Raw genomic sequence first — 17780 nt, 5'->3', positions numbered from 1 at the left:
ATGGGCTCATCTTCCACAGCACCTCGGCCTCAGCCTGCGAAGAAGCGCGTGAAAAAAGTGAATCTCTGGCCGCGACGTATCATCACGGGCACGGGTCTTCTTCTGATTATTGCTCTGCTTGGGTGGGGCATCTATTCGCTCGTCATGATGGCAACGGATGCAACGAAGAAGCAGGTGGAAGGACCTCAGTCGATTTCGGTATACACCGAAGAGACGGTGCAATCTGGTGATGGTGAGATTCGTCTTCGCTCAACCGATAAGGTCACCAAGGATGGGATTATTGCTGCCGATGATTCGGTGACGATCCCTCGCTGTACTTCGGCCGCGATTAAGTATCAGGCATCGACGACGGATACGAACGAGGGCGCTGGCGAGGAAGTCAGTGTTATCGTGAAAAATGAGGGAAATATTTCCTGCTGGACAACCTTCGGGCAGGTTTCACTCAAGATCACCAGTGGTGACCAGCTGATTTATGATTCAGCGCAGTGTTCTGCGTTCGATGAGACGGCGACGAAGCTGGTATTGGCCCCTGACCTTGAATGGGCTACCAGTATCACGTGGGATGGGCGTCATCACTTAGGCGGATGCGTTGAGCTTGCTGAGGGGGAAGAAACCAGTTCGGCACCGGTTGCCGCTGCGGGAACCTATAACGCTCAGCTGTATGTGGGAGCTCGCTCGGTAACGGATAAGAGTGCGTTTGTTGTGATTGCCCCCGAACCGGATCCTGCTGCGTAGGGCTCAGCAGGATCGTCGAGCCTGAGAAAACCTCGCAGAATGAACTGAAGGTGAAAAGTCTGTCGGTTCAACAGTTACTTCGCCAGAGGGCTTATGCAGTTTGGAGTAGTGCTCAATTCGAAGAATTACCAGCCGACAATTCCGTTTGCGGCAACCTGGGCTTGGTGTTCCAAACTGTCGCGAATCAAGCGTGCGCGGTAGGGGCCGATTCCTTCGATGCTCTGGAGTTCGTCCACGGAAGCTCCACGTAGAGATGCGAATGAATCCCAGTGGGTGGTCAGTTCTTTGATGACGCTCCACGGAAGATGCGGAACCAACGACAGCGAACGAATACCACGAGGTTGGATCTCACGGTCGAGGTCAGCGACCTCAAAGACGGACAGGCCAAGAACGTTAGCGATTACTGCCAGGTCGACGAGCTTTTCACTGGGCATATCCGACAGATGCTTTTCGACCGAAGCAACATTTGCTTGATCGCGAATGTAATCGCGCATCACCAGCGCACGTTCGGATGCGGAGCCTCGGATCAGATCATCAAGCTGCAGCGCAAGTAGTCGACCTTCCGAACCGAGTTCTTCAAGATAACCATTAATTTCGGATGTGATCCTGCGGATCATTTCCATGCGCTGCATAACGGTTGCGACATCACGAACGGTCGCAGAATCGCGCATCTCAAGAACGGTCAGAGTCTGGAGGACCTCGTCAAGACGCTGCGAGTAGCGGTCCAATGTGTCGACGGCCAGGTTTGCGCGTGCCAGCAGAGATTCAGGCTCTTCAACCAAGTGGTGATGAGGTCCAACGTAGATGGAAATCATGCGCATCGACGCCGAGAGTGACAGGACAGGCAAGTGTGTTTGGCGGGCGGTACGCTGAGCCGTGCGGTGGCGCATACCGGATTCTTCCGTCGGAATCGACGGGTCTGGAAGTAGCTGGACGTTCGCCTTTCGGATCTGCCAGTTGTTTTTGTCCAAGATGACAGCGCCGTCCATCTTGCAGAGTTCGCGAAGACGCGAGGCGCTGAAAGGAATATCGAGATCGAAGCCGCCCGAACACATGGCTTCAATTTCAGGCGTGTATCCGAGCACGATCAACGCCCCTGTGTGCGAACGCTTAATGCGTTCAAGTCCCTCGCGGAGGTCTGTGCCTGGAGCAACAGCCTGCAGGGCTTCACGGAGAGTTACGGAATCGTCGGTCATCGCTCGGGCCTTCCTTTATCGAGCATCTATTGAAATTTTACGGGAGACCAACACGAATGGCTGTTGAAAGATCAGAGACGGTGAACACGGTCATTCCCTCGATTGGTGGCAAATCTTCGCTTCCCTGTGCGGGAATGATCGCCGTTGTGAACCCCAGACGAGCGGCTTCCGTGAGGCGACGCCCAAGTCCGGTGCATGCTCGGATTTCTCCGGTTAAACCGATTTCACCCATCGCAACGAGTGACTCCCGTGGGGGAGTGCCCTTAAAAGCCGAGATGATCGCAATGGCGGTAGCAAGGTCAATGGCGGGCTCAGTTGTCTTGGCTCCACCAACGGTTGAGACATACACGTCTAAGGAAGACGAATCGAGCCCCAATCGCGATTGTGCCACCGCCAAGATCATCGAAACACGCGAATGGTCGACGCCCGATGTTGTGCGCCGGGGAGATCCGCCCGCGCTGGGGGCAAGAAGAGCTTGAATCTCGATCGGCATGGGGCGTCGGCCTTCAAGCGACACGGTCGCGCACGATCCTGGGACATCACGCGACGTCTGTGACAAGAACAATCCGGAAGGATCCGGCAGAGCGCGGATCCCAGAATCGATCAGTTCAAAACAACCGACCTCGTCAGTTGGTCCGTAGCGGTTCTTGACTGCCCGCAATAGGCGTAGGCGTGAATGGCGTTCGCCCTCAAACTGACACACCACATCCACAAGGTGCTCAAGGACGCGAGGGCCGGCGATCCCGCCGTCTTTTGTTACGTGACCAACCAGAAGAATCGGCAGGTTTCGTTCCTTAGCCAAGCGAATCAGCCCAGCGGCAACAGCGCGTACCTGCGCGACACCACCCGCGCCACCATCAACCTGTGGAGACTGAATTGTCTGAACCGAATCAACCACCAGAAGCGAAGGAGAAGTCGCATCCACGTGCCCCAAAATGGTCGGCAGAGAATTGTCGTCGGCGAGCAGAAGATCATTGTGAATCGCTCCAATGCGTTCTGCGCGAGCCTTCACCTGCGACGATGATTCTTCACCCGTGATGTAAAGAACCGGCCCCTTTTTCCCTGAATCCCGCGCGGCGCGTGCGGCAACGTCTAAAAGAAGTGTTGATTTACCAACGCCCGGTTCCCCGGCAAGAAGGATCACCGCACCGGGAACAATGCCCCCACCCAAGACGCGGTCGACTTCCCCCACCCCTGTTGGACGAGACTGGGCTTGAGCAGAATCAACGTCAGCAATAGGTCGGGCAAGAACCCTGGGTGTAACCGGCGTGGCAACACCAGCGATGGCGCCACCCGCGCTGGCCTCTTCCACTGTTCCCCACGCCTGGCACTCGCGACACTGGCCGACCCATTTGGGTGAAGTCCACCCGCAGTCGGTGCATCGGTAGCTGATCTTTTCCTTAGCCATAGGACAACGCTACAGCCCACCGTGTAGAAACCCGATTGCAATTCCACATGACGTGGTGCAACCCGCTGAAGTGATGCGACTTTATGGACGGTTCGCGAAGTACTCCAGAAGGCGCGCATCGCCCGATACGATGATGACGTCTTCGGGATTAATACGGGTCGTTGCATCGGCGTACTCGAACGGCATTCCCGGCCTGAGTAAGCCGAGCATATTCACGCCATACCGGCCTCGTAGATCCAGATCGGCCAACGTAAAACCGTGCACTTCCTTTGGTGGACGCAACTTCATAATCGCGAAGCCGTCCTTCTCCATCTCGATGTAGTCGATCATGCGACCACCAACGAGGTGAGCCGTGCGCTGGCCGGCATCAAACTCGGGATAGATGACGTGATGAGCGCCAATACGACGCAGGATTCGACCGTGTTCACGCGAGGTTGCCTTCGCCCAAATCGACGGCATCCCCATGTCAACCAAGTTTGCTGTGATGAGCACGGACGCTTCCAAGGACGAGCCGACGCCAACCACGGCAGCGCGGAAATCGCGAGCACCTAGCTGTTCAAGAGCCTCGATACTCGTTGCGTCGGCCTCCACCAGTGGGAACCTGCCGGCGAACGCCTGAACGCGAGCGGGGTTCTTTTCCACTGCCAGGATCTCGTATCCCAGCTTGTCGAGTGTGACCGCAACTGCCGACCCGAAACGACCCAATCCGATAGCCAGGGTGCCGGACGAAAGGTCCTTGATGTCATCTGATGCCATGGCGCAATTATGCCCTGTTTTTGTTTCCAATGGGTATGGGGCAGGGAGGCCGCGGCGTGGGCGGGCAGAGAGGTGGCCGTTCGCACCAAGCGACGAGGCCGGCCACACCTTCGCGGCCCTCTTTTCCCCGGTGGCCGATCATGCACAACGTTAGCCGATAATTGGGCGTTCCTCGGGCATGCGGATCACGCGAGAACGCTCACGAAGAGCCAGAGCTGCAGCAACCGTCATCGAACCCGTTCGGCCGGCAAACATCAGGGCAATCAAGACATACTTCGCTAGTGGAGGCAAAGTCGCCGTAATGCCTGTCGACAAGCCAACTGTTGCGAAGGCAGAAATTGTTTCGAACAGAATCGTGTCCAGCGAATAGTTTGTCAGGCTCAGCAAAATAACAACGGAAACGGCCACCATTGCCAGCCCCAACAGCGAGACGGCAACAGCAAGGCGGACAACCGACGGAGCAATGCGACGGCCAAAGGTTTCGATGTCCTGATCACCTCGAGCCTCGGCGATAACGGCGAGTACCAAGATGGCGAAAGTCGTCACCTTCACGCCACCGGCCGTCGATGCGCTGCCACCACCGATCATCATCAAGATGTCTTGAACGAAGTGCGTCTGCGGGCGCATCACCCCAACGTCAACCGCGGATAATCCCGAGGAACGTGTATTCACACCGGATAACAACGCATTCAAGATACGACTGGGAACAGGCAAGGCTCCCAGCGTCTCCGGGTTTGTCCACTCCGTCAATGCGAAAAGGACAGCGCCAATGAAGATCAAGGACACGTAGACCGACAGGGTCAGCTTCGTGTGGAGCGCCCACTTTTGCGGGGTGCGCCAACGGTGAGCAAGATCCTGGATGACGGGGAAACCAATGGCGCCGGTGAAGGTACCTAAAGCAATCGGAGCCAGCATCCACCAGTCGGAAACGTGGGGAGCAAGCCCACCAACTAGAATCACGAATCCCGCGTTATTGAACACTGAGATCGCCATGAAAAGCGCTTCCCATAGCGAGTGAAGAACGCCTTCACCCATGGTCAGGAAACGTGGCAGGAAAACCAGGAAAAGAAGCAACTCGCCCACAAGTGAGGTTGCGATAACAGCCTTCAACAGCCCCGTGATTTGGCCGAGGCCGTCGGACTTTGTTTCCTGGGCGGCCAGCATTCTTTGCGTCAAACCCAGGTGACGTGAAACGGCAAAACCGAGGATCGACGCCAGGGTCATCACGCCCAAGCCACCGATCATGATGCCCATTGCAATGACGACCTGACCGAACACTGTCCAATGGGTGGCTGTATCAACGGTCGTTAAACCTGTCACACACACGGCAGAAACCGCGGTGAAAAGAATGTCAACGAACGATGCCGAACGCGTTGACACGGACGCAAAAGGTAAGCAGAGAAGCCCCGTGATGACCGCAATGATCAGAGCGAAAATGCCCAGAGCCAGACGCGCCGGCGAATAGCGGGCCTGAGAAACAAACCACGCACGGAACTTATCCATCCGAGTGGTTTCTTTTTCGTGAGCCAAGGGGCGCGTGGACGCTGAGTGTGTCGCCAGGGACTGGTCTGCGTATTGCACAAGAGGGGTAGCAGCGAAGTCATCGGAGTGCGACGAGCGTTCAGACGATGCGGAATGCTTTCGCCTTATCGACACAACACTCGCCCCCTATCGCTTGGCATTCCATGATTCCTTGCCACGCTACCACCCCACTATCACCAAAGAAACTCTTGGTTTTCGCCGGCGCGCGACTGCGAAGTAAAGATATCTGAACGCATTCTTCCAGAATTATCCACAACCTGTCTTTAGGCATTAGTATTGACCCTGAGGCTACGCGCGCAAAAGGACCGGCGCCACTGGCTGCCTCACGAAGATATTTTTGGGAGTTCTCATGGTGTCGCATTCCGCCCCCCGTTTTCTAACGGTCGCTGAAGTGGCGGAAATTATGCGCGTCTCAAAAATGACCGTCTACCGTTTGATTCATTCTGGCGACCTGCCTGCGATCCGCGTCGGCAAGAGCTTCCGCGTGCCGGAAGCAGCTCTTGGCCAGATCATCGAATCGGGTCTTGCTGATCACACCGAGACTTCCATTTCGGTGAGTAGTGCCATTAACGGGTAAGATAGCAACGCTATGCCTGTAATGGGCATGATTCGTCAGGCGGTAGGAACCTCTGCCGCGAGCTAGTTTCAACAAGAGGGAGGAACCCCATGGGCTCCGTCATCAAGAAGCGCCGCAAGCGTATGGCAAAGAAGAAGCACCGCAAGCTGCTGCGCAAGACGCGTCACCAGCGTCGCAACAAGAAGTGAGCTTCAAGGCCCGGCCGATTCGGTCGGGCCTTCGCTTTTATCTGTCGGAGCCCGCTTTGGTCGGAGCCCGCTTTGCGCACACTCACATGATTCGTGTCAGACTTACCCCATGACGACAACGAAGATCCACGTGATGCGCCACGGCGAAGTCGATAATCCAGACGGCCTGCTCTATGGGCGTCTTCCCGGTTTTGGTTTGACGGAGCTCGGACATCAGATGGCTCAGCGTGGAGCCGACTATCTGAAAGAAACCGACGCGGATATCACGGCCGTCATTGCGTCGCCTCTTCTTCGTGCGCAGCAGACCGCGACCCCGACTGCTCGCGCCTACGAGCTTCCTATTCACTCGGATCTTCGCCTGATCGAAGCTGGAAATATCTTCGAAGGCCAGCCGGTGAATGCTGACCGCAGGGTGTTGATCAAGCCGAATGTGCTGAAGTACTATCGCAATCCATTTGAGCCATCGTGGGGCGAACCGTATGTGCAGATTGCGTCGCGCATGAGTGCCGCACTGTCAGGCGCGTTGAAACGTGCCTATGGTCACGAGGCCCTTGTTGTTTCGCACCAGAGTCCGATTACGTTGCTCACGCGTTTTGCTCGCAAGCAGATGCTGGCACACGCCCCATGGTCGAGGCACTGTTCCCTAGCGTCGATCACGACGTTTATTTTCGATGACGGCACACTGGTCGATATTGACTACGTTGAGCCAAGCGCTGACTTGCTTGTTCACGCACACGATATGACTCCCGGGGATTCCGAAGCGGCCCTCAAACGCTGAGTCTTTATCGCGCCGACCCGATCAAGCCTGGGGGTCGTTGCGGTTTGTGGTCTCGTCGTCATGGTTCGCGGACGTATCTGACGCGCCCGAGCCCTCTTCGAATGCGGATGGTGAATCGGGAGCGGAATCGTTAGACGCGTTCGCGCTTTCCTTGCTGGCCTTCTTGCGTTGGCGTTGAATGTCGCGCTCGAGCCGGAAAAGAAACTCCGGATCGTCATCGGGAGCAAGGGGTGCGGGCGTTTGTTTCTCCGAGGGGAGGCGGGTGACGGAGAAGCTGATGGGAGCCTCGCCGGCTTCCGCTTTGGCGACGAAACGCAAGGCGATCCACGCGATCGACCCGATCGACAACGACGGGATCGTCAAGATTATCAGCAGTAGCCAGATGTTCTTTGGCAACTTCGCCGGCACTTGATCTTCGGGCGTGCGAAGCCAATCCGTGATCGCGTAAATCGTGACCGTGGCCCAAATGACGATGCCAAGAATGCGTACCATTGCGCCAGTCTATCCAAGGAGCGTTGAAGCGTCGCAGCGAGGGCTTCGCGGGGAGGGCTTCGCGGTCAACGGATGCGAGCGAAATGCGCGGGGTGCTCAATCTCGCCATCGTGTACGAGGCTCAGGCTGAAAGTCCGAGCTGAGCGGCTAGGGGATCAGGCGAGGAGCAGGAAAGCGCTGACCTCGATCGCCCAGGCGAGCGTGTACAGGCCGGTGTTGCGCAAAACAGGAATCAAACGGGCGCCAGTTTCTCCACGCACGATCGGGAGAACTGCGAGAGCAGTCATGAATCCGGTGATGATGAGGGCAACAAGAATCAGTGGCCACGAATAGGTGAGGGTGAACAGCAATACTGCAAGGCTCATCACGGACAGAGTAAAGCAGGCGGTGAATATATTGCGCGACGTTGTATCACCCAGGCGAACAGCAAGAGTGCGTTTACCGGATTTGCGATCCGTTGGAATATCGCGGATGTTATTCGCCATCAGCAGTGCGACTGACAGGAAACCCAGCGTGGATGCGAGCATCCAAAGCCAGCCCGGTGCCTGAGGGATCTGAGTCCACGTGGTGCCCACGCACGCCATCAAACCGAAGAAAAGGAAAACGAACAGCTCGGACAAGCCGATCCCCATGTAGCCGTAGGGAGTGCGGCCACCCGTGTAGAACCATGTGGCAAGCACGGCCAAAATGCCCGGGATCAGAAGAATCCATGCGCCAGACAAAGCAAGCAGGGCTAAGCCGGCCACACCAGCAATCCCGAAACAAGTGAGCGCGGCAATCAGGACATTCTTCGGAGCGGTCAACTTTCCACCCGTAAGGCGCGCAGGCCCCAGGCGGAAATCGTCGGTGCCTCGAATACCGTCCGAATAATCATTCGAATAGTTTGCGCCGATCTGCAACGCCAAGGCAACGACAAGAGCAAGAACGGCGCGCACTGGCGCAACGGCACCCATGTGGATTGCTGACGCGGTACCGACCATCACGGGAGCAATAGCAGCAGGCAGAGTGCGAAGACGCGCCCCTTCGATCCAGTCGTTCAACGTTGCCATGAGTGGCAGTACCTGCTTTCCATTGTCTGAAAAAGTGACGGGCTCACGAGCGTTTGTCGCAAGCGTGCTTCACGAGAATACGCTGTCTAAGATGAAAACAGCATTCTGCTTCGGTTGCATGTCAGGCACAAAAGCCAAGAAGCGCGCCTTAACGACGCCAGTCAAAGACCGTGTCTTCAGCATCCTTCAACAGTTTCGTGGCCGCCATGCGATCGATCTTCATCTCCGACAGGTAGGGGAGAACACCGGTCACAACAACACGGCGAGGAGCGTACACGCGCCCCAAGACCTCGCCCACGTCAGAACGCAGATGCCGAGCAAACTGATCGACTTCGTCCGCAGATGAAATAGGATTCTTCGGGACAACCAGCGTCGTGATTAACTCGCCCCACTTATCGTCAGGAGTCGACGTCACCCATGCGTCAGCTACCTCATCGCAAGATAGAACAGCTTCTAAGACCGGGGCAGGAGCAACAGAAAGACCACCGGAAACAATGACATCATCCGCGCGCCCCTGAATTTTCACGGTTGACTCACTCGTGATCACACCGATATCGCCCGTCAGCATCCAGGTTGTGCCTCCTTCAACAAAAAGAGGGGAATCCCCGTCCACATAACGAGTCATCAGCATCGGGCCTGAAAGAGCGATCCGCGCCTGAGAATCATGCTCAACAGTTCGCACCTCAACACCGGGCTGAGGCACCCCGTTATAGATGCACCCTCCGCACGTTTCCGTCATCCCATACGTCGTGACGATATTCAGACCACGGCCTCGTGCCACATCCAGCAGATCCGAACGCGTGTGCGCGCCACCAACCAAAATCGCAGAAAGCCCTGAAAGAGCCTCGATCACTTGATCGTCAGCCAAGCACGAGGCCAACTGAGTCGGAACCAACGACAGATAACCAGGAACTCCGTCCTCGGCCGTAGCCCCAGCGATCGCAGGAAGAAGCGCTCGCGGATCGAAGCCCGCAGACGTATCAACGATTTGCGGATTCGTTTCGGCAACGGCCGTGCGAAGCAAAACCATCGCTCCGGCAATGTGGTGGGCCGGCAATGCTAGAATCCATTTTCCCGGCCCGGAAAGGGCTTCGTGCGTTGCACGCGCGGACGCGATCAACGCATCGATCGACAAGCCCACAAGATGAGGTGTGCCTGCGGACGAACCGGACGTGGGAATGACCAGGTCGACACCGCTAAAGAAATCAGGCTCGGTGATCGCCGGATAGAGCGAGGGGAAACGCTCGGCTGGAAACGCCTCTTCGACGGTTGCCGAGGCCCCGCGCAGAGTTGATGGCGGAACATCCTTCGGATCACGCATCACAACCACCGTGTGAGGTGCGGGGTGATTCGGGTCAGCTTGGCGTTCTTCGTAAAGTTCCACCAGCTTGTGAAGAGCCGCATGTGCAAGAGCGACAGCTCCGATTGAGGTTCCTCCAGGTACCACCAGCGTTCGAGTTGTCAATGTGGATCCCCCTAGAATGCGTCTGTTCTGTACTGCCTACAGCCTAGGTTGCACGTATAAAAAGCGCTCAATTAAGCCAAGAATGGTCGTGGAATTGTGGCAGATTTTCCACTCCTCCTTGTGGGACTCAAGTCGCTTGAAAAATGTACAACCGATAAGGTTGAGCCGATGTTGAACAAGCTGAATTCCAAGATGAAGTGGACGGTCGCAGGTATCGTTGTGGCTGTTCTTGTCGCCCTTGGTGCCTCCGGCGCATATGCCGCGTATTTCGTTCACAAGGCTCTGCCTGGAGTCAAGATCGCTGGTGTTTCCGTTACGGGGATGACGCGCGACCAGGTCAAAGAGTCCATCGCCCAGCGAGTTGAGGACACCATCGTGACGTTCGACGTTGACGGTGCGACATCGCAGACGACTCTTGCCGATGCTGGCGTTACTGTTGACGTTGATAAGACCGTCGACGAAGTGTTTGAAGGCAACAAGAATTTCTTCACTGAAATGAAGGCTCTGTTCGTCAAGAAGGACGTGGCTCCGGTTCTGGTCACCGACGACGTGATCCTGTCCGAGTTCGCGACCACACTAGCTGAATCGACCGGCACTGTCGCGCAGGAAGGCACGGTTGTCCTTGGCGGCGACGGTGTAACTTTCGAAGGCACCGAAGCTGTTGCGGGTGCGCTGATCGATACAAAGACTGTGAAGGACGGCGTGCTGACGCAGGCGAGTACACTGACCTCCGGATCCGTTACTCTTTCTCCGGTTCAGCGTGAGCCTAAGGTGACAACTGAAGACGCTGCCGAGAAAGCCACTGAAGCAAATGCTCTGGTCGCCGTTGACGTTTCGATCAACACTGGAACAGAAACCGTGACCGCAACACCGGCAGAAAAAGCATCGTGGATTGAAGTCACCACAAACGAAGACGGCTCGCTGAAGGCTCCTTCGGTCAATCTTGAAAAGGCCACCGCGTGGGTTCAGGCAACCGCTGAAGCATCAAACACCGCCGTTGTGAACGGCGTGAACAATGTGAACTCTGCGGGTCAGGTTCTGACTGTCTTCAAGGAAGGCCAGCCTGGCAAGAATGTCAACAATGTCGATGCGATCGCTCAGGCACTGGTTGAATCTGTCAACGCCCTGACCGCGTACAGTGCTGAATTTACCTATGACGAGGTTCAACCCACCTACGAGAGCCGTCAGGTCGCTGAAGGCGCAGGAAACCTGGTCTACCAGGCGGCCGACGGTGAAAAGTGGATCGACCTCAACCTCAGCGAAAGCACCGTTATTGCATATGAGGGTGGTACGGTCGTTGGCGGCCCCTACTACATGGTTCCCGGTGCCCCCGCGACCCCGACTGTCACCGGCACCTACCACGTCTACTTGAAGTACGCGAAGCAGACAATGCGTGGCGACAACGTTGACGGTTCCAAGTACGAAACTCCGAACGTCCCGTGGGTTACCTACTTCACCGGTAGCTACGCGTTCCACGGTGCGCCATGGCGTTCATCCTTCGGTTGGTCTGGCCCCGGTGGCTCGCACGGTTGTGTGAACATGCCAGTTGAAGCGGCCAAGTTCATCTACGACTGGTCCGACTACGGCACCACGGTGGTTTCCCACTACTAAGGATGCCCAGGCTTTTACTGGGGCCCGCTACAGGCTTTTACCAAGGTCTGTCCACACGTTTTTATAGTGAAGGCTCAGCGGTTGTATGCCACTGAGTCTTCACTGCGTTCTGGCTTCCTCGGTTTAGAAGTAGTACGGGTGCCCGCTCCAATCGGGCTGACGATGCTCTAAGAATGCATCGCGTCCCTCTTGTGCTTCCGCAGTCATATACGCCATGCGTGTGGCCTCGCCCGCGAACACCTGCTGGCCTGCCATTCCATCATCTGCCAAATTGAATGCGAACTTGAGCATGCGGACTGCCTGTGGACTCTTGGTAGCGATTGTGCCAGCCCACTCGAGCGCGCGTTCCTCCAGTTGCGCGTGGGGAACCGACGCGTTGACAACGCCCCACTTTTCAGCAGTATCGCCGTCGTAGCGCTCGGCGAGGAAGAAGATCTCGCGTGCCCTTTTGTCACCGACCTGGCGGGCCAGTAGAGCTGACCCGTATCCGGCGTCAAAGGACCCCACATTCGCGTCAGTCTGCATAAACGCAGCATGCTCTTTCGACGCGACGGACAGGTCACAGACCACGTTCAGAGAATGCCCGCCACCGGCAGCCCACCCAGGAACTGCCGCGATGACAACTTTCGGCATGGTACGAATCAAACGCTGAACTTCAAGAATATGCAGGCGTCCAGCCTGAGCGGGATCTACTTGCTCGCGACGAACTACAGTGTCGGCTTGAGAGTCGGCTCCGTCCACTTCGTATCGATAGCCGTCGTTGCCTCGCACGCGTTGGTCTCCGCCCGAACAGAAGGAATAGCCACCGTCTTTGGAGCTGGGGCCATTGCCCGTCAGGATCACCGCAGCGACATCGCCCGTCATCCGTGCGTGGTCGAGGCAGCGATAGAGCTCATCAACGGTGTGGGGGCGGAAGGCGTTTCGAATGTCGGGGCGGTCAAATGCAATTCGAACGACGGGCATGTCGGCGCCCTTGGGCTGGCCGTCTTCGGCTTCACCACGCGAAATACCGCGGTGGTATGTCATGTCGGTCAGCGTGAATCCTTCGACCTCGCGCCAACGGGCAGGGTCGAAAGTATCGGAGATGAAAGGCAGTGCGCTCATGCAACCAGCCTAGCGTCTTGCCTTCCGTGAAGCGCACGAGGCTGGGACTCCTTGTGGAAACCAGTTATCCATAGGTATCGCCTGTGAATAACGACAATCCACAACTGGGCGTCCTCACAGTTTGTTGAGACGCCAATTCGGGCACAATGGAAGTATGAGCGAATCCCATGGTGAATTGACGCGCATTGATATGGCATCTTTGCCGAGCCATGTTCGTCGCGTTCTTGATGGCGTCGATGATCTGCTTCTTCACCATCTGCCGATGAACGTGCGTTTTAGGCGCGTGACCAGCAGGGAAGGACTGCTATTACACGGGCCGTCCGGCTGGGCAGAAGCGTCGCCATTTTGGGATTATGACCCGGTTGAATCCTCAACCTGGCTGGCTGGCGCCTATTCGGTGGCGACTGGACCGCGCAGAACTTCACTGCACGATCGTGTTCCCGTGAATGTCACGATTCCGGTTGTTTGCGCATCCGATGCCTACCAGAGAGTCATCAGTTCGGGTGGTTGCGCTACGGCGAAGGTGAAAGTTGCGGATCCCAATACTGAACTGAGCGAAGATATTGCTCGAGTCGAAGCCGTTGCTCAGGCGCTTGTTGATACGGTCGGAGCCGAACGCGGTCGTATTCGAGTCGATGTGAATGCCGCATGGGATGTGGACTACGCGCGAAAAGCCGTTCCTCAGCTAGACCGTGCAGCAATGCAAGTGGGCGGTCTTGAATACGCAGAACAGCCGTGTGCCAGGGTCGAAGATTTGGCAACCTTGCGTCGTTCAATTGATGTGCCCATTGCTGCAGACGAATCAATTCGCAGGGCGGATGATCCTCAAGCAGTTGCGCGCGCTCAGGCCGCGGATGTTGCGATCATTAAGATTGCTCCGCTTGGTGGAATCGAACGAGCCCTACAGATTGGTGAGCAAACCGGCTTGGACCTAGTGGTTTCGTCCGCCTTGGAATCCAGTGTTGGCCTGGCCGTCGGTGTGCGGGCCGCTTCGCTTCTGCCAGGAATGATACGCGCGTGCGGATTGGCGACATCGCACTTCTTGGCTTGTGACGTTGTCCCTCAACGCCTGCTTCCTGTTGACGGGTTTTTGCCGGTGCGTGACGTTGAACCAGATCAGAGTCTGGTTGATGCCCGCCCCGTTGACGCTGAAATACGTGACCGGTGGCTTCACCGTCTTGACCTCATGTGTGCGCATCTCGAATCTGTCGCTGGAGGACATCATGCCTGAATCCCAGTCAATTGTTCTTGCCCAGCGCATTGTCGGTGCGCTGATTGCTGCGGGTGTCAATGACATCGTGTACTGCCCTGGGTCTCGTAGCGCGCCCCTTGCTTACGCTCTTGACTCAGCAGTGCGGGGCGACCTTGTCCGCGCCCATGTTCGCCTTGATGAGCGCTCAGCTGGATTCCTCGCACTCGGCTTGACCAGGAGATGGGCAAGCGAGCCCACCTGCCACGACGTCGAGGACCTGTCGCCGGTTGCGATTGTGACGACTTCGGGCGGGGCAGTGGCTGAGTTACATGCGTCGGTCGCCGAGGCCGCTCATGCTCACCGGCCTCTGATCGTTCTCAGTGCGGATCGTCCAGATGAAATACGCGGTGTTGGAGCATCCCAAACCACGATTCAGTACGGCATTTTCGGTCCGCACGCTCCAACTGTCCTTGATTTGCCAGCGGATACCAAGCCCGATCAGCGCGTTGACTCGCGAGTAGCTCGAGCCGTGCATCGCGCATGCGGTAGACCGTCAGGTGTTGCAGGTCCCGTTCACATCAATGTTGCGTTCCGTGATCCGCTGACACCTCAGTCAGGTTCAGCGACACTTGAGCCTTTGTCTCTTGCCAAGGTGTCATCGCCGTCGATCTACCGGCCTCGTCGTCTCGGTCAGACGTGGGATGACGTCGTTGATTCGTCACTGCGAACTGTGATCGTGGCGGGCGATGGTGATGACCAGAGTGGGGAAGCTTGGGCGAATTATGCGAAGATCCCGATTTTTGCTGAACCGACCAGTGTTCTTGCGTGCGATCCGAATCGAATTGCTCACCAGCAGGTGCTCCTTGCCTCGCCCCTAGCAGATCAGATTCAACAGGTGATCGTTACCGGTCGTCCGACCCTGTCGCGTCCCGTGTCTGCGTTACTTGGGCGCAGTGACATTCGCTTGATTGTTGTCGACCCGCATGATGAGTGGGTTGATGTTCAAGGGTGTGCCAGTGAAGTGGTGGCATCGCTTGCTCCGCCACGCCAGGTTTCAACGGACGATGTGTGGCTGGAGCAGTGGAAGGAAGCTGGCCGAAGAGTCTCCCAGCAGATTCGCACGATTCTTGATGAATCCCCGATGTCAGTGCTTGTTCTTGCTGACTTAGTGTGGAGTTACGATTCGCGTCCGCTGATGGTGGGAGCATCTCACTCGATCCGTGCACTTGACCTGGTTGGTGTTGATGGGCATGGGCGCTCCGTTGTTTCTCACCGGGGCCTTGCGGGAATTGATGGCACGATCGCTTCTGCGATTGGTCTGGCACTTGTTCGCGAAGAGCCGACTGTTGCGCTGATGGGGGATCTGACGTTCTTCCACGATGTGGGCGCGTTGGCTATCCCAGCGGACGAGGCCGCCCCCGATTTGTTGATCTTTGTTGCTGACGATGGTGGCGGGTCAATTTTCTCCACCCTTGAACACGGGCGCCCAGAAAACGCTCCGACGTTCGAGAGATGGTTTGCGACTGCTCAACCGCAGTCTCTTAAGCACCTGGCTCACGCCTACGGCGTGGATTATGTGGAATGTATGACGCGTCAAGACGTGATGCGCGAGCTTGATTCCGACGTACACGGGATCCGGATCTGTCATGTGAAATGCGCTCGACCTGTGCAAATTGCTGATGTGAGGAAGCTGGCGGATCAGATTTAGCACCACAGGAAACGCACAGGAAAGATTCAGTGAGTCGGCAAGAAGCGGGTGCACACTAATGTCATCAGCTTCCAAGAAGCACTCAGTTTTTAACACGCTAGCTAATGAAGGATCCGCAATGAGCGACTCACCCAACAATGGTAAACAGCGCGCCTTGTCATCGGAACCGACGAAGACAGAAACCACCCCCACAGCTAAGCCAGCACCACGTGTCCAGACGCAGGCCAGTGGCACGGGCGCTTCGAGGACATCGGAATCGACTCCGCTCTCCCGCTGGGCGGGGCGTCCCGCTCAAGTCTCAGGTCCCACCACGCCGACAGAGTCGTCTCCAACTAGGCCGACAGAGCCGTTGCCTCACGCAAGGTTTGCGCGTCCATCCTCACCCGCTCAGCAGGCCAGTGCGACCGGTTCGACTCCCTCCCAACAGCAGGGGTCATACGGAACAGGTTCTGCGTACTCCGGCGTGACCTCCGGTGGCACCTACCAATCTGCAACGAGCGGCCAGCCCTACCAGCCGTCGAGCTCTCAGGCTTACCAGGGTGCGGGGGCCACTCAATCAGCAGGCTTTCAACAGCCGAATCAGCCAGGATCGCGTTCGCAAGGAGCCTCGTACGCGGGCGGGAATGGGCCGACGACGGAGACTCACCCCTACACCTCACCTTTGAGTGCACCGACAAATACGCCGACGGTATCTATTGCAAGGCGGAGTTCGAAGCGTCGCGGTCCTAGCTGGCTTGCAATGATCCTTGGCATGACGGCTACTGCTGCCGTGTCCCTGTCGGGAGCCTTCGCGATGATCAATGCCGGTCATGGAAAGGCAAACGAAACCGATTCGTCAGCAAACACGAAGACAAGCGCGTCAACCGTTCAGCCTGTTAGTACCAGCGGTGAAGACCCTGACTGGCAGGCGGTTGCGGCAGCTGTCCAACCCGCGGTTGTCACGATTTCAGTGAGCTCCAGTTCGTCCTCCGGCGTTGGATCCGGCGTCATCTACGACGCTCAAGGCGACATTGTCACGAACTACCACGTCGTTTCAGGTGCGACCGGTGCCGATGCGACGATCCAGGTGACTCTCAGTGATGGTCGCTTGTACAACGCGTCAGTCGTCGGAACTGACCCGACGACTGACCTTGCGGTTATTCGCCTGGAAAACGCCCCTTCCGACCTGACGGTCGCTGCCTTCGGTTCGTCGTCAGACTTGGCTGTCGGCCAGGAAGTCATGGCCGTGGGCGCTCCGCTGGGCCTGTCAAACACTGCAACCACCGGTATCATTTCCGCTCTGAACAGGCCAGTTGAAGTTTCGAGAAGCAAAGAAAACTCTCAAGAGGTCGACCCGAACGATCCGTTCGGTCAACTGCCCGGTTTTGGTGGTGGACAAGAAGAAAATCAGGCTCAGGCTCAGTCCTCCACGGATACTCAGATCACCAACGCTATCCAAGTTGATGCATCTATTAACCCTGGTAATTCCGGTGGCCCGCTGTTTGATGCGACCGGTAAGGTGATCGGAATCAACTCGTCGATTGCGTCGAATACCAGCTCGGACAAGGCCGGGTCGATCGGCTTGGGCTTCGCTATCCCCGTTGATTTGGTGACCTCCGTGGCCGATCAGCTAATCGCAACCGGCACCGTTGATCATGCGGTCCTGGGTGTTTCGGTGACCACGAAGGCTGTTGCCGTTGATGGTTCTAACGTTGCGGGCGCCTCGGTTGAGGAATTGACGCGTGGCGGTGCCGCTGCTCAGGCCGGGTTGCAGGCAGGGGACGTGATCACCGCCGTTGATGGAGAGTCGGTGTCCTCGTCGAAGCAGTTGACCGGGTACATCCGTCGCTACCGGAGTGGTCAGGAAGTAACGATCACTTACGTCCGCAATGGTGAGAAGCAGGATGTGACCGTCACGCTCGGCAAGGCGTCCTGACAGCTCTGCTGATTCTAACTCTTGGTGGGCCTACCCTTTGGGTGGGCCCACCTGTTTGTATGCA

16 protein-coding genes are annotated in these 17780 nt (G+C 57.0%); 8 read left to right on the top strand and 8 right to left on the bottom strand.

Annotated elements, in window-relative coordinates; genetic code table 11:
* On the top strand, window positions 1–735 hold the full coding sequence (locus tag QP442_RS00945; RefSeq protein ID WP_006680779.1) for a hypothetical protein: 735 nt from the start codon (window positions 1–3) through the stop codon (window positions 733–735).
* Between the two features lie 125 nt (window positions 736–860).
* Here QP442_RS00945 and disA read toward each other — a convergent pair whose 3' ends face one another.
* The 4 genes from disA to QP442_RS00925 all read right to left on the bottom strand — a co-directional run bounded on the left by disA (window position 861) and on the right by QP442_RS00925 (window position 5598).
* Complete coding sequence (disA, locus tag QP442_RS00940; RefSeq protein WP_006680780.1) at window positions 861–1931, bottom strand: DNA integrity scanning diadenylate cyclase DisA; 1071 nt, start codon at window positions 1929–1931, stop codon at window positions 861–863.
* A gap of 37 nt (window positions 1932–1968) precedes the next feature.
* Complete coding sequence (radA, locus tag QP442_RS00935) at window positions 1969–3339, bottom strand: DNA repair protein RadA (protein ID WP_285069512.1); 1371 nt, start codon at window positions 3337–3339, stop codon at window positions 1969–1971.
* An 81-nt stretch (window positions 3340–3420) separates the two neighbouring features.
* Window positions 3421–4095 (bottom strand): potassium channel family protein, encoded by a 675-nt coding sequence (locus QP442_RS00930; RefSeq protein ID WP_040318363.1) that lies wholly within the window; start codon window positions 4093–4095, stop codon window positions 3421–3423.
* 150 nt (window positions 4096–4245) lie between these two features.
* Window positions 4246–5598, bottom strand: coding sequence for a potassium transporter TrkG (locus tag QP442_RS00925; protein ID WP_131367607.1), 1353 nt, complete (start codon window positions 5596–5598; stop codon window positions 4246–4248).
* A gap of 388 nt (window positions 5599–5986) precedes the next feature.
* On the opposite strand from QP442_RS00925, the gene QP442_RS00920 reads away from it, so the two are divergent.
* From QP442_RS00920 to QP442_RS00910, 3 genes are all read left to right on the top strand, one after another.
* The gene (locus tag QP442_RS00920; RefSeq protein WP_006680784.1) at window positions 5987–6214 is read left to right on the top strand and encodes a helix-turn-helix domain-containing protein; all 228 of its coding nucleotides are present in this window, start codon (window positions 5987–5989) and stop codon (window positions 6212–6214) included.
* 89 nt (window positions 6215–6303) lie between these two features.
* Window positions 6304–6402 carry a 30S ribosomal protein bS22 gene (locus tag QP442_RS00915; RefSeq protein ID WP_003792170.1) on the top strand — a complete coding sequence of 33 codons (99 nt, stop codon included), beginning with the start codon at window positions 6304–6306 and terminating at the stop codon, window positions 6400–6402.
* Window positions 6403–6511: 109 nt separating this feature from the next.
* Window positions 6512–7180, top strand: coding sequence for a histidine phosphatase family protein (locus QP442_RS00910; protein WP_006680785.1), 669 nt, complete (start codon window positions 6512–6514; stop codon window positions 7178–7180).
* Between the two features lie 21 nt (window positions 7181–7201).
* Here QP442_RS00910 and QP442_RS00905 read toward each other — a convergent pair whose 3' ends face one another.
* The 3 genes from QP442_RS00905 to QP442_RS00895 form a co-directional block, all read right to left on the bottom strand.
* Entirely contained in the window at window positions 7202–7672 is a 471-nt protein-coding gene (locus QP442_RS00905) for a hypothetical protein (protein WP_219585624.1), read from the bottom strand.
* Between the two features lie 155 nt (window positions 7673–7827).
* Window positions 7828–8721, bottom strand: a complete 894-nt coding sequence (locus tag QP442_RS00900; protein WP_006680787.1) for a 1,4-dihydroxy-2-naphthoate polyprenyltransferase — start codon at window positions 8719–8721, stop codon at window positions 7828–7830.
* A 148-nt stretch (window positions 8722–8869) separates the two neighbouring features.
* Complete coding sequence (locus tag QP442_RS00895; protein WP_285069511.1) at window positions 8870–10186, bottom strand: AMP-binding protein; 1317 nt, start codon at window positions 10184–10186, stop codon at window positions 8870–8872.
* A gap of 96 nt (window positions 10187–10282) precedes the next feature.
* Between QP442_RS00895 and QP442_RS00890 the strand changes: the two genes are divergently transcribed.
* Window positions 10283–11797: a L,D-transpeptidase family protein gene (locus tag QP442_RS00890; protein WP_285069510.1), complete on the top strand. Its 1515-nt coding sequence runs from the start codon at window positions 10283–10285 to the stop codon at window positions 11795–11797.
* Between the two features lie 123 nt (window positions 11798–11920).
* Here QP442_RS00890 and QP442_RS00885 read toward each other — a convergent pair whose 3' ends face one another.
* Window positions 11921–12901, bottom strand: coding sequence for a 1,4-dihydroxy-2-naphthoyl-CoA synthase (locus QP442_RS00885; protein ID WP_006680790.1), 981 nt, complete (start codon window positions 12899–12901; stop codon window positions 11921–11923).
* A 154-nt stretch (window positions 12902–13055) separates the two neighbouring features.
* On the opposite strand from QP442_RS00885, the gene QP442_RS00880 reads away from it, so the two are divergent.
* From QP442_RS00880 to QP442_RS00870, 3 genes are all read left to right on the top strand, one after another.
* Window positions 13056–14132 carry an o-succinylbenzoate synthase gene (locus tag QP442_RS00880; RefSeq protein WP_006680791.1) on the top strand — a complete coding sequence of 359 codons (1077 nt, stop codon included), beginning with the start codon at window positions 13056–13058 and terminating at the stop codon, window positions 14130–14132.
* Complete coding sequence (gene menD, locus QP442_RS00875) at window positions 14032–15801, top strand: 2-succinyl-5-enolpyruvyl-6-hydroxy-3-cyclohexene-1-carboxylic-acid synthase (RefSeq protein ID WP_285069509.1); 1770 nt, start codon at window positions 14032–14034, stop codon at window positions 15799–15801. Before QP442_RS00880 ends, menD begins: the two co-directional genes overlap by 101 nt.
* Window positions 15802–15919: 118 nt before the next feature.
* A complete protein-coding gene (locus QP442_RS00870; protein ID WP_181002145.1) occupies window positions 15920–17716 on the top strand; it encodes a S1C family serine protease in 1797 nt (598 codons plus the stop codon).
* Window positions 17717–17780: the final 64 nt, after the last annotated feature.

This window comes from Pauljensenia sp. UMB1177, from assembly GCF_030217965.1.
In the GTDB taxonomy this organism is placed as follows: Bacteria; Actinomycetota; Actinomycetes; order Actinomycetales; family Actinomycetaceae; genus Pauljensenia; species Pauljensenia turicensis_A.
The sequence above is the reverse complement of the archived record's forward strand: the minus strand, read 5'-3'. Positions and strand labels throughout refer to the sequence as shown.

Excerpts from the sequence above, each read along its gene's own strand:
- QP442_RS00945 (WP_006680779.1), top strand. The coding sequence starts at position 1 with ATGGGCTCATCTTCCACAGCACCTCGGCCTCAGCCTGCGAAGAAGCGC.
- disA (WP_006680780.1), bottom strand. The coding sequence starts at position 1,931 with ATGACCGACGATTCCGTAACTCTCCGTGAAGCCCTGCAGGCTGTTGCT.
- radA (WP_285069512.1), bottom strand. The coding sequence starts at position 3,339 with ATGGCTAAGGAAAAGATCAGCTACCGATGCACCGACTGCGGGTGGACT.
- QP442_RS00930 (WP_040318363.1), bottom strand. The coding sequence starts at position 4,095 with ATGGCATCAGATGACATCAAGGACCTTTCGTCCGGCACCCTGGCTATC.
- QP442_RS00925 (WP_131367607.1), bottom strand. The coding sequence starts at position 5,598 with ATGGATAAGTTCCGTGCGTGGTTTGTTTCTCAGGCCCGCTATTCGCCG.
- QP442_RS00920 (WP_006680784.1), top strand. The coding sequence starts at position 5,987 with ATGGTGTCGCATTCCGCCCCCCGTTTTCTAACGGTCGCTGAAGTGGCG.
- QP442_RS00915 (WP_003792170.1), top strand. The coding sequence starts at position 6,304 with ATGGGCTCCGTCATCAAGAAGCGCCGCAAGCGTATGGCAAAGAAGAAG.
- QP442_RS00910 (WP_006680785.1), top strand. The coding sequence starts at position 6,512 with ATGACGACAACGAAGATCCACGTGATGCGCCACGGCGAAGTCGATAAT.
- QP442_RS00905 (WP_219585624.1), bottom strand. The coding sequence starts at position 7,672 with ATGGTACGCATTCTTGGCATCGTCATTTGGGCCACGGTCACGATTTAC.
- QP442_RS00900 (WP_006680787.1), bottom strand. The coding sequence starts at position 8,721 with ATGGCAACGTTGAACGACTGGATCGAAGGGGCGCGTCTTCGCACTCTG.
- QP442_RS00885 (WP_006680790.1), bottom strand. The coding sequence starts at position 12,901 with ATGAGCGCACTGCCTTTCATCTCCGATACTTTCGACCCTGCCCGTTGG.
- QP442_RS00880 (WP_006680791.1), top strand. The coding sequence starts at position 13,056 with ATGAGCGAATCCCATGGTGAATTGACGCGCATTGATATGGCATCTTTG.
- menD (WP_285069509.1), top strand. The coding sequence starts at position 14,032 with ATGCCCGCCCCGTTGACGCTGAAATACGTGACCGGTGGCTTCACCGTC.
- QP442_RS00870 (WP_181002145.1), top strand. The coding sequence starts at position 15,920 with ATGAGCGACTCACCCAACAATGGTAAACAGCGCGCCTTGTCATCGGAA.